The organism is Pseudoroseomonas sp. WGS1072 (assembly GCF_049340465.1).
Classification (GTDB): domain Bacteria; phylum Pseudomonadota; class Alphaproteobacteria; order Acetobacterales; family Acetobacteraceae; genus Pseudoroseomonas.
On sequence record NZ_JBMPSU010000001.1, the window covers coordinates 2,812,257 to 2,824,733 of the forward strand.

The 12,477-nt window shown below is 73.7% G+C and carries 15 protein-coding genes; 13 read left to right on the forward strand and 2 right to left on the reverse strand.

All coding sequences use genetic code 11. From position 1 onward, the window contains the following. Positions 1–822 carry a TIGR00282 family metallophosphoesterase gene (locus ACF3NH_RS13210; RefSeq protein WP_422923411.1) on the forward strand — a complete coding sequence of 274 codons (822 nt, stop codon included), beginning with the start codon at positions 1–3 and terminating at the stop codon, positions 820–822. An 18-nt stretch (positions 823–840) separates the two neighbouring features. Here ACF3NH_RS13210 and ACF3NH_RS13215 read toward each other — a convergent pair whose 3' ends face one another. After that, entirely contained in the window at positions 841–1,479 is a 639-nt protein-coding gene (locus tag ACF3NH_RS13215) for an MSMEG_1061 family FMN-dependent PPOX-type flavoprotein (protein WP_198367355.1), read from the reverse strand. A 17-nt stretch (positions 1,480–1,496) separates the two neighbouring features. Beyond that, complete coding sequence (locus ACF3NH_RS13220) at positions 1,497–2,093, reverse strand: cytochrome b (protein WP_422923413.1); 597 nt, start codon at positions 2,091–2,093, stop codon at positions 1,497–1,499. Between the two features lie 175 nt (positions 2,094–2,268). Between ACF3NH_RS13220 and ACF3NH_RS13225 the strand changes: the two genes are divergently transcribed. The 12 genes from ACF3NH_RS13225 to tilS all read left to right on the forward strand — a co-directional run bounded on the left by ACF3NH_RS13225 (position 2,269) and on the right by tilS (position 12,438). Further along, entirely contained in the window at positions 2,269–3,018 is a 750-nt protein-coding gene (locus tag ACF3NH_RS13225; RefSeq protein WP_422923416.1) for a YebC/PmpR family DNA-binding transcriptional regulator, read from the forward strand. 8 nt (positions 3,019–3,026) lie between these two features. After that, positions 3,027–3,542 carry a crossover junction endodeoxyribonuclease RuvC gene (gene ruvC / locus ACF3NH_RS13230; RefSeq protein WP_422923418.1) on the forward strand — a complete coding sequence of 172 codons (516 nt, stop codon included), beginning with the start codon at positions 3,027–3,029 and terminating at the stop codon, positions 3,540–3,542. Next, positions 3,539–4,162, forward strand: coding sequence for a Holliday junction branch migration protein RuvA (gene ruvA, locus ACF3NH_RS13235; protein WP_198367351.1), 624 nt, complete (start codon positions 3,539–3,541; stop codon positions 4,160–4,162). Before ruvC ends, ruvA begins: the two co-directional genes overlap by 4 nt. A 25-nt stretch (positions 4,163–4,187) precedes the next feature. Further along, positions 4,188–5,228, forward strand: a complete 1,041-nt coding sequence (gene ruvB, locus ACF3NH_RS13240) for a Holliday junction branch migration DNA helicase RuvB (protein ID WP_422923420.1) — start codon at positions 4,188–4,190, stop codon at positions 5,226–5,228. Continuing rightward, complete coding sequence (locus tag ACF3NH_RS13245) at positions 5,228–5,680, forward strand: YbgC/FadM family acyl-CoA thioesterase (RefSeq protein ID WP_422923422.1); 453 nt, start codon at positions 5,228–5,230, stop codon at positions 5,678–5,680. Before ruvB ends, ACF3NH_RS13245 begins: the two co-directional genes overlap by 1 nt. Before the next feature lie 30 nt (positions 5,681–5,710). After that, positions 5,711–6,430 carry a protein TolQ gene (tolQ, locus tag ACF3NH_RS13250; RefSeq protein ID WP_198367348.1) on the forward strand — a complete coding sequence of 240 codons (720 nt, stop codon included), beginning with the start codon at positions 5,711–5,713 and terminating at the stop codon, positions 6,428–6,430. A 4-nt stretch (positions 6,431–6,434) separates the two neighbouring features. Beyond that, the gene (tolR, locus tag ACF3NH_RS13255; RefSeq protein WP_422923424.1) at positions 6,435–6,932 is read left to right on the forward strand and encodes a protein TolR; all 498 of its coding nucleotides are present in this window, start codon (positions 6,435–6,437) and stop codon (positions 6,930–6,932) included. A gap of 165 nt (positions 6,933–7,097) precedes the next feature. Beyond that, positions 7,098–8,093, forward strand: a complete 996-nt coding sequence (locus tag ACF3NH_RS13260; RefSeq protein WP_422923426.1) for a hypothetical protein — start codon at positions 7,098–7,100, stop codon at positions 8,091–8,093. After that, the gene (gene tolB / locus ACF3NH_RS13265; RefSeq protein WP_198367345.1) at positions 8,090–9,469 is read left to right on the forward strand and encodes a Tol-Pal system beta propeller repeat protein TolB; all 1,380 of its coding nucleotides are present in this window, start codon (positions 8,090–8,092) and stop codon (positions 9,467–9,469) included. The genes ACF3NH_RS13260 and tolB overlap by 4 nt, the downstream gene beginning before the upstream one ends. 229 nt (positions 9,470–9,698) lie before the next feature. Then, positions 9,699–10,199: a peptidoglycan-associated lipoprotein Pal gene (gene pal, locus ACF3NH_RS13270; RefSeq protein WP_198367344.1), complete on the forward strand. Its 501-nt coding sequence runs from the start codon at positions 9,699–9,701 to the stop codon at positions 10,197–10,199. 163 nt (positions 10,200–10,362) lie between these two features. Continuing rightward, the gene (locus tag ACF3NH_RS13275) at positions 10,363–11,196 is read left to right on the forward strand and encodes a YbgF trimerization domain-containing protein (RefSeq protein ID WP_198367343.1); all 834 of its coding nucleotides are present in this window, start codon (positions 10,363–10,365) and stop codon (positions 11,194–11,196) included. A 24-nt stretch (positions 11,197–11,220) separates the two neighbouring features. After that, complete coding sequence (gene tilS, locus ACF3NH_RS13280) at positions 11,221–12,438, forward strand: tRNA lysidine(34) synthetase TilS (protein ID WP_198367342.1); 1,218 nt, start codon at positions 11,221–11,223, stop codon at positions 12,436–12,438. Positions 12,439–12,477: the final 39 nt, after the last annotated feature.

A 12,477-nucleotide genomic window follows, 5' to 3' on the forward strand; every position in this document is an offset into this window, starting at 1 on the left:
GTGCGGATCCTGTTTCTCGGCGATGTCGTCGGCCGCTCCGGGCGCGACGCGCTGACCGCGGCCCTGCCGGAGCTGCGCCGGCGCCTCGCCGCCGATGCGGTGGTGGTCAACGTCGAGAACGCCAGCCACGGCTTCGGTGTCTCTCCCGACATGGTGCGCGCCTTCCTGGTGGCCGGGGCGGATGTGCTGACGCTCGGCAACCATTCCTGGGACCGCAAGGAGATCATCGGCTTCATCGATGGCGAGCCACGGCTGATCCGCCCGCTCAACTACCCGCCCGGCACGCCCGGGCGCGGCGCCACGGTGGTCGAGGTCGCGGGCGGGCGGAAGCTGCTGGTGATCAACGCCATGGGCCGGCTGTTCATGGAGCCGCTGGACGATCCCTTCCGCGCCGTGCAGGCCGAGCTGGCGCGGCACAGCCTGGGCGCCGCCGGCACGGTGCAGGCGGCGATGATCGACATCCATGCCGAGGCCACGAGCGAGAAGATGGCCATGGCGCACAGCTTCGACGGCAAGGTCAGCCTGGTGGTGGGCACCCACACCCACGTGCCGAGCGCCGACCACCGCATCCTGCCCGGGGGCACGGCCTACATGACGGATGCCGGCATGTGCGGCGACTATGACAGCGTCATCGGCATGCAGAAGGGCGGCGCGGCGCTGCGCTTCTGGAAGAAGGTGCCGGGGGAGAAGCTGGCTCCGGCCGAGGGGCCGGCGACGCTCAGCGGCGTCCTGGTCCGCACCGACGACGCCACCGGCCTGGCGCAGGAGGTGGCGCCGGTCCGGCATGGCGGGCTGCTGGCGCCCGCCATGCCGGACTTCTAAGGCTCAGGCTTCCGAGGCTCAGTAGAGGGTCGCGCTGACCCGCGGCGCCGCCTCGGCGTCATAGGCCGCGGCGTCGACGAGGCCGCCGGTGTGCGCGGCCAGCAGCTCGCCGGCGCTCGGCAGGTCCTGCGGCTTGGCCCGCTCGCCCCAGACGCGGGAGCGCAGGATGGCGCGCTGGCACTGCATGAACACTTCCCGCACCTCGATCAGCAGCACCGTGGCCGGCGTCTGGCCCTGCACCGCGTAGCGCTCGCACAGCGCCGGATCGGTGCTGATCCGCCCCAGCCCGCCGATGCGCAGCGTCTCGCCCGCGCCGGGAACCAGGAAGAGCAGGGCCAGGGCGGGGTTGTCGACGATGTCGCGCAGCGCGTCGATGCGGTTGTTGCCGCGCCGGTCCGGCAGGGCGAGGGTCTTCTCGTCCAGCACGTCCACGAAGCCGGGCGCGTCGCCGCGCGGCGTGCAATGCGGCCCGCGCGCGCCGAAGGTGGCCAGGGCGCAGAAGGGGCTCGCCGCGATGAAGCGGGCCGTGCGCGGGTCGATCCGGTCGGCCACCTTCTTCATCACCAGCTCGCGCGGTGGCGCGTAATGCGCCTGCAGCGCCTCCTGGCTGGTGATCAGATGGTCCGCCGCCGCGGCGGGACGGGTGGCGTCGTTCATGCGCGGCCTCTTCCTTCTCAGCGCGTTCCGGCCAGGTCGGGCCGGGGTGCCCGACCCCGGCGCGGACCGCCGGCCATCCGGGACAGCACCTCGTCATGCCAGACAAAGCGGTGCAGCACCACCATGGCGACATGGCCGGCGATCAGCGCCAGCAGGGTCCAGCCGAGCCAGCCGTGCAGGGCGTTGCCCGGCGCCACCATCCAGCCGATCGGGCCGCCCTGGAAGCCGGGGAAGAGGGGAAGCCCGAAGGGGGCGAAGGCGCGGCCGGAGCCGTAGCTGCGCAGCAGGGCCAGGGCCGGCACGATGAGCATCAGCGCATAGAGGGCAAGGTGGCCCGCCATGGCGGCGTAGCCGAGCCAGCCCCGGTCGGGCTGCGGCCGCCACCGCATGTTGAACAAGGCCCAGCTCCCCCGCGCCAGCACCAGGAGCAGCAGCAGGAAGCCCACCGAGGCATGCGTGCCGACAAAGACGCCGGCCACCGGATGCCGGCCGAGCGTGACCTTGAGGATCATCCCGAGGAACTGCCAGGCGAACAGCGCGGCCATGCCCCAGTGCAGGATGCGGCTCACGCGCCCGAAGCGTCTGGGCGTGTCGCGCCAGGGAAGAGTTTCCATGCAGGCCTCCTGGATATTGCACTGCAGTAAGGTGCGGTTCACCCGTTGTCCATCAAGGGGAGGCGTGGCCGCCGCGGGTAGGGGGGCGGGCCGCGCCCCCTCGCATCCCGCGCCGGGCGGCGGTATAGCTCCGCGCAAAGCCCGGAACATCCCGAGAATCCCGGAGTAGCATCGCGTGGCCGGCCATTCCCAGTTCAAGAACATCATGCACCGCAAGGGCGCGCAGGACGCCAAGCGCGCCCGCGTCTTCGCCAAGCTGATCCGCGAGATCACGGTCAGCGCCCGCCAGGGCCTGCCGGACCCCGCGGCCAATCCGCGCCTGCGCTCGGCCGTGCAGGCGGCGCGGGTGGCGAACATGACCAAGGACACCATCGACCGCGCCATCAAGAAGGCCACGGGCGCGGCGGGGGGCGAGGATTACGTCGAGGTGCGCTACGAGGGCTACGGCCCGGCCGGCGTCGCCGTCATCGTCGAGACGCTGACCGACAACCGCAACCGCACCGCCTCCGACATCCGCTCCGCCTTCTCCAAGTATGGCGGCGCGCTGGGCGAGACCGGCTCGGTCTCCTTCCAGTTCGAGCGCAACGGCGTGGTGCGCTACCCGGCCGATGCGGCGGATGCGGAGGCGATGCTCGAGGCCGCCATCGAGGCCGGCGCGGCGGACGTCGCCAGCGGCGAGGAGGGGCACGAGGTCCTGACCGCCATCGAGGATCTTTTCGCCGTGCGCGACGCGCTGGAGGAGAAGTTCGGCCCGGCCGAAAGCGCCAAGCTGGAATGGCGGCCCAATGTCACGGTCGAGCTGGACGAGGAGAAGGCGCGCTCGGTGCTGAAGCTGATCGACGTGCTCGACGAGCACGACGACGTGCAGACGGTGACGGCGAATTTCGAGGTGCCCGACGCCGTGCTGCAGAAGCTCTCGGCCTGACGCGGGGCATGGGGGGCGCCATCCGCCTGCTCGGCCTCGATCCCGGCCTCCAGCACACCGGCTGGGGCGTGGTGGAGAGCCATGGCAGCCGGCTGCGCCATCTGGCGGATGGCGTGATCTCGACCGACACGGCGCTGTCCCTCGCGGAGCGGCTCTGCCAGATCCACCGCGCGCTCAACGCGCTGATGGAACACTGGTGCCCGGAGGAGGCGGCGGTGGAGCACACCTATGTCAACAAGAACCCGGGTGCGGCGCTGAAGCTCGGCCAGGCGCGCGGCGTGGTGTTGCTGGCGCCCGCCCTGGCCGGCCTGCCGGTCGCCGAGTACCAGGCGATGGAGGTGAAGCGCGCCGTGGTCGGCACCGGCCATGCCGACAAGGTGCAGGTCTCGGCCATGGTGCGCCGCCTGCTGCCCGGCGCCACGCTGCGGCGGGCCGATGCCGCCGATGCGCTGGCCGTCGCCATCTGCCACGCGCACCACCGCGCCAGCCGGCTGGCGCTGGCGAAGGGCTATGTGCCGGCATGATCGGCAAGCTGACCGGCAGGCTGGACACGCCCTTCGAGGGTGGCTGCATCTTCGATGTCAACGGCGTCGGCTATCTCGTCGCCTGCTCGGCCCGCACGCTGGCCGCCCTGCCGCAGCCCCCGGGCACCGGCGCCCTGCTGGTGGAGACGGTGGTGCGGGAGGATGCCATCATCCTCTACGGCTTCGCCGAGGCGGCGGAGCGCGACTGGTTCCGCCTGCTGACCGCCATCCAGGGGGTCGGACCCAAGGTGGCGCTGGCCCTGCTCTCGACGCTCTCCCCGGCCGACATGGCGCGGGCGCTGATGGCGGGCGACCGCGGGGCGCTCAGCCGGGCGCCGGGGGTGGGCGCCAAGCTCGCCGCGCGGCTGGTGGCGGAGCTGCGCGACAAGGTCGGCGCGATGCCGACCGGGCCCGGCGTCTCGCCCGGCACCGTGGCCGTCGCGGCGCAGTTGCCGCCGGCCGAGAAGGCGGTGGCCGAGGCCATCTCGGCACTGACCAATCTGGGCTGGAAGCGGCCCGAGGCCGGCGCCGCCGTCGCCCGCGTGGCCGAGCGGCTGGGCGAGGGGGCGGCGCTGGAGCCGCTGATCCGCGAGGCCCTGAAGGAGTTGGCGCCGCGATGATCCATCTGCCGTCCGGGCGCCCGTCATGAGCGGCCCATCAAGGAGCGAGGGGGTGCTGGACCCGCAGCGGGGCGAGGAGGATGCCGCCGAGGCCACCCTCCGCCCGCAGGTGCTGGACGACTTCACCGGCCAGAAGGCGCTGCGCGAGAACCTCGCCGTCTTCATCCAGGCGGCGAAGGCGCGGGGCGAGGCGCTGGATCATGTGCTGCTGCACGGCCCGCCGGGCCTCGGCAAGACCACGCTGGCGCAGATCGTGGCGCGCGAGCTCGGCGTGGGCTTCCGCGCCACCTCGGGCCCGGTGCTGCAGAGGGCCGGGGACCTCGCCGCCATCCTGACCAATCTGCAGCCGCGCGACGTGCTCTTCGTCGATGAGATCCACCGGCTGCAGCCGGCGCTGGAGGAGACGCTCTATCCGGCGATGGAGGACTTCCAGCTCGACCTGATCATCGGCGAGGGGCCGGCGGCGCGCACCGTGCGGATCGACCTGCCGCCCTTCACCCTGGTCGGCGCCACGACGCGGGCCGGGCTGCTGGCGACGCCACTGCGCGACCGCTTCGGCATCCCGCTCCGGCTGCAGTTCTACACCCCGGCCGAGCTGCTGCTGATCGTCCGGCGGGGGGCGCAGAAGCTCGGCTTCGAGCTGAGCGCGGAAGGGGCCGAGGAGATCGCCAACCGCTCGCGCGGGACGCCGCGAATCGCCGGGCGGCTGCTGCGCCGGGTGCGCGATTTCGCCCTGGTCTCCGGCCACCACGCCGACCGCGCCATGGCCGATGGCGCGCTGAACCGGCTGGAGGTGGATGCGAAGGGCCTCGATTCGATGGACCGCCGCTATCTCCGCCGCATCGCCGAGCACCATCATGGCGGGCCGGTCGGCGTCGAGACCCTGGCCGCCGCCCTAGCCGAGGGGCGCGACACGCTGGAGGAGGTGGTCGAGCCCTATCTGATCCAGGAGGGCTTCGTGCTGCGGACGCCGCGCGGGCGGGTGCTGGGCGAACCCGGCTGGCGGCATCTGGGCATGGCGCCGCCGGCGGGCACCCAGGCCGACCTCCTGCGGGACAACCTCTGATGGCAAAGGCGCCCCCTGCTGCGGTCTGGCCGCACCGCTTTCCGGTCCGGGTCTATTTCGAGGACACGGATGCCGGCGGCATCGCCTACCACGCGACATATCTGCGTTGGGCAGAACGCGGGCGGACGGAATCGTTGCGTGCCATAAACTTGCCGCATCAACTTATGATTCAACGTCACGCTTCGTTGCTCGTGGTGCGGCGCATGGAAGTGGAGTATGTGGCCCCCGCCCGGCTGGACGAACCCCTGGTTGTGGAAACCCGGATTCTCCGCTTCGGCGGCGCTTCCGTCGATCTGGAACAGCGGGTGCTGGACGAGGCGGGCGGGGTGAAGGCGGCGTTGCGGGTGGGGCTGGTCTGCGTGCGCGCCGAGGGGATGCGCCCGGTGGCCGTCCCCGAGCCCTGGCGCGGCGCCTTCCGCGCGGCGCTGGACGATGGACCTGCCCCGGCCTGAAGCGGCCGGAGGCGATAGAAGGAGATTGCCGTGGGTGACAGCGTGAGCGCGTCGAACCTCGGTCAGGTGGCACACGATCTTTCGCTCTGGAGCCTGTTCCTGCAGGCGGACTGGGTGGTCAAGGCGGTCATGATCGGGCTGCTGCTGGCCAGCGTCTGGGTCTGGGCGATCGTCTTCGAGAAGATCACGACCATCCGGCGGGTGAACCGTGCCGCCGATGCCTTCGAGGACCGGTTCTGGTCCGGTGGCAGTCTCGATACCCTGCAGCAGCAAGAGGGCGAGCGCCCGACCCACCCGATCGCCGCCGTGTTCGGCGCGGCGATGCGCGAGTGGCAGCGCAGCGCCGCCCGGCCCGAGGGCGAGACCGGCCATCTCGCCGGTGTGCAGCAGCGCGCCGAGCGGGCGATGAACGTCGCCATCCAGCGGGAGATGGACCGCATGGAGCGCTGGATGGTGTTCCTGGCCTCGGTCGGCTCGGTGGCCCCCTTCATCGGCCTGTTCGGCACCGTCTGGGGTATCATGAACAGCTTCTCGGCCATCGCGGGGATGCAGAACACCAACCTCGCCGTGGTCGCGCCGGGCATCGCCGAGGCGCTCTTCGCCACCGCCATCGGGCTGGTCGCCGCCATTCCGGCGGTGCTCGCCTACAACAAGATCACCACCGACCTGGCGCGCTTCGCCAGCCGGCTGGAGGGCTTCGCGGCCGAGTTCGGCGCCATCCTGTCGCGCCAGGCCGAGGAGCGGGGCTGACGCCATGGCGATGTCCAGCGGAGGGCCGGGCGGCCCGGGCCGGCGCGGCCGCTACCGCGCCATGGCTGAGATCAACGTGACGCCGCTGGTGGACGTCATGCTGGTGCTGCTGATCATCTTCATGGTCGCGGCGCCGCTGATGACGGTCGGCGTGCCGATCGACCTGCCGAAGACCAGCGCCAGCGCGCTGAACCAGGAGACCGAGCCGCTGACCATCTCGGTCAATGCCGAGGGCCGGATCTTCGTGCAGGAGAGCGAGGTGCCGCTGGAGAACCTGGTGCCGCAGCTGCGCGCCATCATGGAATCCCAGCCGGCCGGCGCGCCGGAGCGGCGCATCTTCGTGCGCGGCGACCGCGGCATCAATTACGGCCGGGTGATGGAGGTCATGGGCACTGTCTCCTCCGCCGGCTTCACCAAGGTGGCGCTGCTGGCCGAACAGCCCTCCGGCGCCCCGGCGGCGCAGCCTGGGCAGGCGCCCGCGCCCGCGCAGCCGCGGCGCTGAGACGGGACCGGACGGACCTCCTCATGGCCCCGCATGGCCTGCGATTCTGGGGCGGCATCTCGGCGGCGCTGCACGCGCTGGTCGGGCTGCTGCTCCTGTTCCAGCTTCCCGGGCGGGAGTTGCCGCCGCCGCAGGAAGCGATCCCGGTCGAGCTGGTGACGCCGGATGCGCCCCAGCTCGCCAGGCGCCCGCGCCCCTGCCGATGCCGGCGCCGCCCGCCCCGGAGCCCGAGCCCAATCCCACGGTGAACCAGCCGGCGACGCCCGAGGCGCGGCCGACGCCGCCGAGCCCGCCGCCGCCGCCGCCGCCGCCGCCGGCACCGGCCCCCACCCCCGCGCCGCCGGCGCCCACGCCACCCGCGCCGACGCCGCCAAGCCCGACGCCGCCGGCCGCCGCGCCGCGCCCGACGCCGCCCGTGCCCACGCCGACCCCGCCCGCGCCGCAGCCGCAGGCGCTGCCGGCGCCGCCACCCCCGGCCCCCGCGCCGCCGGCGCCGCAGGGCGAGGTGGCGCCGCCGCAGCAGCAGGCCGCGGCACCGTCTCCGCCCCTCCCGATGCCGCCGCCGCCCTCGCCGGCGCCGCCGGCGCCGACCCCCGCGCCGCAGGCCGCGCAGCCGGCGCCGCCGCGCCCGGAGACCCGGCCCTCCGCCGCCCCCCCGGCGCAGCAGCCCAGCCAGCAGCCCGGCACCGGCCCACCCCGCCACCGCCCAACACCGCCGAGCGCAGCCAGTCCGTGCTGAGCACGCTGGAGCGCCTGCGCGCCAGCCAGCAGCAGAACCAGCCGCCCCGCGCCCGCCCCTCCGAGGCCGCGGGCCGCCCGGCCGCCGGAGGCGGCGCGCCCAGCGGCACGGCCCTGCTCACCGCCGGCGAGCGCCAGGGCGTCGCCGACAAGATCAGCGAATGCTGGTCGGTCGATGGCGGCATGATGGGGATCGACCAGATCACGGTCGAGGTGCGGGTGGACATCGACCAGGGCGGGACCATCCGCAATGTGCGCCCGGCCGGCGGCACGCCGGGCGACCCGCGCGTGCGCGCCGTGTACGAAAGCGCGCGCCGCGCGTTGCTCGATCCGAAGTGCAGCCCTTTGCCTCTACCCCGCGAGAAGATCCTGTCACTCAACAACACGGTCTTCCGCTTCAGCCCGAGGGGACTCGTCCGATGACCCAGCAGAACATTCTCTTCTCCCGCCGCCTCGCCCTGATGGGCGGAGCCGGCCTGCTGGCCGCGCCTTCCCTGGTGCGGGCCCAGGCGCCGGCGCCCGGCGGCGTCTCGGCGGCCGGCCAGACCATCGACATCACCCGCGCCCGCACCGATCCGATCCCGATCGCGCTGCCCGACTTCGCCGGCTCCTCGCCGCAGGCGCAGCAGCTCGGGCGCAACATCATCCAGGTGATCACCAACAACCTGCGCAATTCCGGCCTGTTCCGGCCGCTCGACCGGGGCGCCTACATCCAGTCGGGCGAGGCCGCGGCTGCCGGGCCGCGCTTCCAGGACTGGCGGGTCATCGGCGCGCAGGCGCTGGTCACCGGCCGGGCCGAGCCGCAGGGGGACCGCGCGCGCATCGAGTTCCGTCTCTGGGAGGTCGGCTCCGAGCAGCAGTTGCAGGGCACCGCCTACACCGCGGCGGCCAACAACTGGCGGCAGATCGCGCATGTCATCTCGGACGTGATCTATGAGCGGATGCTGGGCGAGAAGGGCTATTTCGACACCCGCATCGTCTATGTCGCCGAGACCGGCCCGCGCGATCGCCGCACCCGGCGCCTGGCCATCATGGACCAGGACGGCGAGAACAACCGCTTCCTGACCGATGGCAGCTTCCAGGTGCTGACCCCGCGCTTCCATCCGAACGCGCGGCAGATCGCCTTCATGTCCTATGCCAACAACCAGCCGCGCGTGTACCTCTTCGACCTGAACAGCGGCCGGCAGGAGGTGCTGGGCAACTTCCAGGGCATGACGCTCTCGCCCCGCTTCAGCCCGGACGGGCGCAGCGTGGTGCTCTCCTCGGCGCGCGGGGGCGATGCCAATATCTTCGTGGTCGACCTCGCCTCCCGCCGCGAGCGGCAGCTGACCTCCGGCGGCGGGCTCGACGTCTCGCCGAGCTTCTCGCCGGACGGCACGCAGATCGTGTTCAACTCCGACCGTGGCGGTGACCAGCAGCTCTATGTCATGGATGCCAACGGGGGCGGCGTCCGGCGCATCTCCTTCGGCAATGGCCGTTACGCCACGCCCGTCTGGTCGCCGCGGGGGGATCTGATCGCCTTCACCCGCATCTCCGGCGGCCGCTTCGGCATCGGCGTGATGCGCCCCGACGGCTCGGGCGAGCGCATCCTGTCCGAGGGCTGGAGCATGGAGGGCCCGACCTTCGCGCCGAATGGCCGCGTGCTGGCCTTCTACCGCGAGAGCCAGGCGCGCGACACGCGGGGCGGCGGCTACGCGGCCCGGCTCGCCATGATCGACATCTCCGGCTTCAACGAGCGCCAGGTCATCACGCCAACGGACGCGACCGATCCGAGCTGGTCGCCGCTGCTCTCCTCCTGAGGCGGGGCCGGGCCGGACGCCCTTGATTGTAAGTAAGGACTTACAGAGTGGCGACGAGGACTTGTCTGTCCGGCCCGATGGCAGAAGAAAGGGCCAGGAGAGGGGCGCGCCTCCACTCCTCGCAAGAAAATGGGCAACTATTCACGCAGGGACGGATTGTCTGCCTTGAACGCGCCCCAATCCCGGCGTAACCGCGGCTGTAATTCGATCTGACACGGGAATCGAAATGATGCAGACCAAGCTTCTGGGTGCCCTGGCCGCCGTCGCGCTGCTGGCGGCCTGCGCCAGCGAGGACACCTCCGGCGCCGCCACGGGCGCCGGCGCGGGGGCCGGCGGCCTCGGCGCCGGTGCCGGCATGAGCGGCGCGATCCGCCCCGGCAGCCAGGAGGATCTGGTGGCCAATGTCGGCGACCGCGTCTTCTTCGCCACCGACAGCAGCTCGGTCGGCGCCGATCAGCGGCCGACGCTGGAGCGGCAGGCCGCCTGGCTGGCGCAGTATCCGCAGGCGCAGGTGACGGTCGAGGGCCATGCCGACGAGCGCGGCACCCGCGAATACAACCTGGCTCTCGGCCAGCGCCGCGCCAATGCGGCGCGGGACGTGCTGGTGGCCCAGGGTGTCGCCGGTGGCCGCGTCAGCACCATCTCCTACGGCAAGGACCGCCCGGCGGCGCTGGGCTCCTCGGCCGATGCCTGGGCGCAGAACCGCCGCGCCGTCACGGTGGTGCGCTGAGGGCCCGTCACGCCCCGCGTTGACGCGGGGCGGCTGGGTTGAGACAAGCGGCGGCATCCGCGAGCGCGGTTGCCGCCGTCTTCATGTCCGCGCTCCGCCGCCTGGTTTTGCCTCCCTGCCTCGTCTCCCTGGGCCCGCCCGCTTCCCGGAAAGGATCCGCGCCATGCTCCGCAAGCTCCTCCTCCTCGCGCCGCTGCTGCCGATGCTGGGCGCCGCCCCGGCGCTGGCGCAGATGGAGAGCCGGGAGGGCATCGCTCTGCAGAACCAGATCCTGCAGCTGCGCCAGGAGATGGAGGCCCTTCGGCGTGGCGGCGGCGGGGGCTATGCCGCCCCGGTCCCGGTGGCGCCGCGCGGCGCCACCGCCGGGGGCAACGAGTTGCTGAGCCAGTTGCTCGATCGTGTGAACAGCCTGGAGGAGGAGGTACGGCGGCTGCGCGGGCAGTCCGACCAGCTCGACTACCGCCTCCGCACCAACCAGCAGGCGCTGGAGAAGCTGCAGGGCGACATGGATTACCGGCTGCAGCAACTCGAGCAGGGGGGCGGGGGCGGCCGACAGGGCGCGGCCCCGCCGGCGCGGCCCGCGCAGCCCGCCGCCGAGCCGGCCGCCGCCGCGCCGCGCACGCCCGAGCGGGCGCTGTCCGAGGGCCAGGCCGCGCTGAGCCGCCGCGACTACGCCGCCGCCGAGGCCGCGGCACGCGAGGTGATCGCCAGCCGCAACAGCGCCCGCGCGCAGGACGCGCAACTGCTCCTGGGCGATGCCCTGCTGGGCCGCCAGCAGTATCAGTCGGCCGCGCTGGCCTATGACGACGCCTATCAGCGCAACCGGCGCTCGGGACGGGCGCCGGAGGCCCTGCTCGGCCTGTCCAATGCCTTCCTGGGCTTCGGCGCCAAGCGCGAGGCCTGCGCCACGCTGGCCGATCTGCGCAGCCAGTTTCCCCAGCTCTCCGGCGGTCTGGCCAGCCGCGCGGCCGAGGCGCGGCGCCGCGGCGGCTGCTAAGGCCCGGGGGCGGCGGCCCCCGCCATGCGCGCGCCCCCGGACGCGGCGGAGTTCGCCGCCCTGATGGAACCGCTGGGCCCCTTCGGCGCGGCGCCCCGCTTCGCCGCCGGCGTCTCGGGTGGCCCGCATTCCCTGGCGCTCGCCCTGCTGGCGCGGGATTTCGCCGCGGCGCGGGGCGGCAGCGTGCTGGGCCTCGTCGTCGATCATGGCCTGAGGCCCGGCAGCGCGGTCGAGGCCGACTGGACTGTCCGCCTGCTGCGCCGGCTCGGCCTGGAGGCCGAGGTCCTTGCCCTGGCCATGCCCCCCGGCGCCGCCCTGCAGGAACGGGCGCGGCAGGCCCGCCTGGCGGCGCTGCTGGCGGCCTGCACCCGCCACGGGCGGCCCTGGCTGCTGCTCGGCCAGCATGCCCTGGACCAGGCGGAGACGGTGCTGTTCCGGGCCCTGCGGGGCAGCGGCGCGGCCGGGCTGGCCGGCATGGCGCCGCTGCGCGCCACGGCCGAGGCGCTGATCCTGCGCCCGCTGCTCGGGCTGCCGCCGGCCCGGCTGGAGACGCTGCTCGCCGCCCAGGGCCTGCGGCCGCTGCGCGATCCCTCCAATGACGATCCCCGCTTCGCCCGCGTGGCGCTGCGGCAGGCGATGCGCGATCCCGGCGGCACCGGGTCCGGCACGGCAGCCCTGGTCGCCGCCGCCGCCGCCTTCGCCGGCCGCCGGCGAGGCAGCGAGGCCGCGCTGCGCGCGCGGCTGGCCGCGGCGGCCGTGCTGCATCCGGAAGGCTGGGCGAGCCTCGACCGGGCCGCGCTGGGCCGCGACGCCGTGGCGCGGGATGCCCTCGCGGCGCTTCTGCGGATGATCGGCGGCGGCGGCCACGCGCCGGCCACGGCCGCCGTGGCGGCCCTGCTGGAACGCGGCGGCGGCACGCTGGGCGGGGTTCTCTGGTCGGGCGACACGCTCAGCCGCGAGCCGGCCGCCTGCGCCGCGCCGGTTCCGGCGCGCCCCGGGGCGGTGTGGGACGGTCGCTGGCGCCTCGCGACGGTGCGGGAGGGGGGGCTGGCCCTGGAGGGGCTGGTGCTGGGCGCGCTGGGTCCGGGGCGATTGCGGCGGGCGGAGCGGCGGGGCCTGCCGGCGCCCGTGGCGGCGGGCCTTCCGGCGCTGTGGCGGGGCGGCGCCCTGGTGGGCGTGCCGGCGCTGGGCCTCGGCGTCGCGGCGAAGGCGGAATTCTCTCCCGCCGGAGGGCCGATCTGAGGCTATAAATGTCGTCCGTGTAAGATCAGGCGCACGGCG